Source organism: Stutzerimonas stutzeri (assembly GCF_024448935.1).
GTDB lineage: Bacteria > Pseudomonadota > Gammaproteobacteria > Pseudomonadales > Pseudomonadaceae > Stutzerimonas > Stutzerimonas stutzeri_AO.
On the sequence record NZ_JAMOIE010000212.1, the window covers coordinates 1 to 1,707 of the forward strand.

The 1,707-nt window shown below is 60.2% G+C and carries 1 pseudogene; it reads left to right on the forward strand.

Annotated elements, in window-relative coordinates:
• Positions 1-1,707: pseudogene (locus NA637_RS24885) on the forward strand (Tn3-like element IS1071 family transposase); the annotation flags it as partial.

Here is a 1,707-nt window from a genome sequence, read left to right on the forward strand (position 1 = left end):
TTTCCTGCGCATGAGTGGGCGTTTGCTCGGTGCCTTTCGGGTAATTCCAGTAGCCTTGTGGCGCCACCTTGGCAACGAGCTTGGCATTGCAGCACCAGAAGTCGCCTCGCTGAGAGCCATGTATGAACGCGGGCGCACGCTATTCGATCACCAACAAGTAGCCTGCACGGTCCTTGGATTCCAGTGGATGAGCGAGCACCAGCGCCGCTCACTGGTACGTGAACTGCGCGACGAAGTGGCGCGCTGCGCCGACCGCGATCAGCTACTCGTGCGGGCGCGTCAATGGCTGTACAAGAACAAGCTGGTGATCGTGCACGAGCGGGCAATTCGGACACTGATTGCGGCGGCACTTGCCCAGCTTGAAGTTGAAACAGGCACCGCCATCGCCGCCAGCGTTGATCCAGCAACACTTGATCGCTGGCGAGCCTCAGTTTCAGAGCTGCGCCCAGATGGACAAACCCAGCAGAGTTGGCTATGGGCTGCACCGGCGAAACACTCAACCCGCCAAATCAGCGAGGTACTGGAGCGCATCGACCTGCTTTACACGCTGGACGTTCATAAGCACCTGGCAGACATCCCCGATCTCATCTTGCGCCGCTACGCGCGCCGACTTGTCTCCAGGCCGCCCTCAGCCGGAGCCAAGATCAAAGAGCCAGCGCGCACCGTGGAGGTCGCATGCTTTCTTCGGTATTGCCTGTTCACCACCACAGACCAGTTGATCCTTATGGTGCAGCGCCGGATCGCCGATCTGTGGCGTCAGGCTGCCGCCGATGTCCCCGCTACCGTCAATTGGGCCGCAATGTACAAAACGCTGCTCGGCGAACTTGTTGCCTTGAGCGCGCAAGGTGCGGTGCCAGATGCTGAGTTGCGTGCCCGTCTTGAAGCCTTGATCACCGAAACCCAGAAACGCAAACCACCGAGCAGGGCCTCCCTGGTCCGCGAGGGATTGATTGATGGAATTCGCCCCGTGCGGTCGTTGCTCGTCGCCATTGCAAAGCTGCCCTGGCAGGCCACCGGCGAGCATCCTGCCATCGAGTACCTTGCCAAGCTGCAAGCTTTATATCTCAAAGGATCCAGAAAGCTGCCAGTTGAAGTGGTGGCACCAAGTCTGGGAATGATCTGGCAGGTTTCGATCTCCAGCCCAGACCGGGAACGGGCGTTTCAGGCGTTGGAGGTGGCCACCCTGTTTGCCCTGCGCCGCGCGGTGCGCAATGGCTCGGTCTGGATTGAGCACAGCCTGAGCTTTCGGGGTCGTGCGCGCTTGTTCTTCACGGACGAGCGTTGGCAGGCAGAGTCCAAGAAACACTATGCCCGTCTATCGTTACCCAGCAAGGCTGCCACTTTCTTGAAGCCTTTGCTGGCCAGAGTAACTGCCGGTGTCGATGCGGTGGCCGCTGCAGCCCGCAGTGGCGTACTGCGCGTGGATGATGAACTCCATTTGTCGCCATTGCCCGCAGAGGACGAAGACCCAGAAGTGACCAAGCTGCGCGCGGCTTTGGATCACCGCATCGGTGAGGTTCAATTGCCGGAAGTGATTCTGGCCGTTGACGCCCAGGTGCGCTTTAGCTGGATCATGCTCGGACGTGAGCCGCGCTCTACCGACGAGCTGCTGATGGTCTATGCCGGCATCATGGCCCACGGCACCAGTCTGACTGCGGTCGAATGCGCGCGCATGATTCCGCAATTGTCTGCCACCAGCATTCGCCA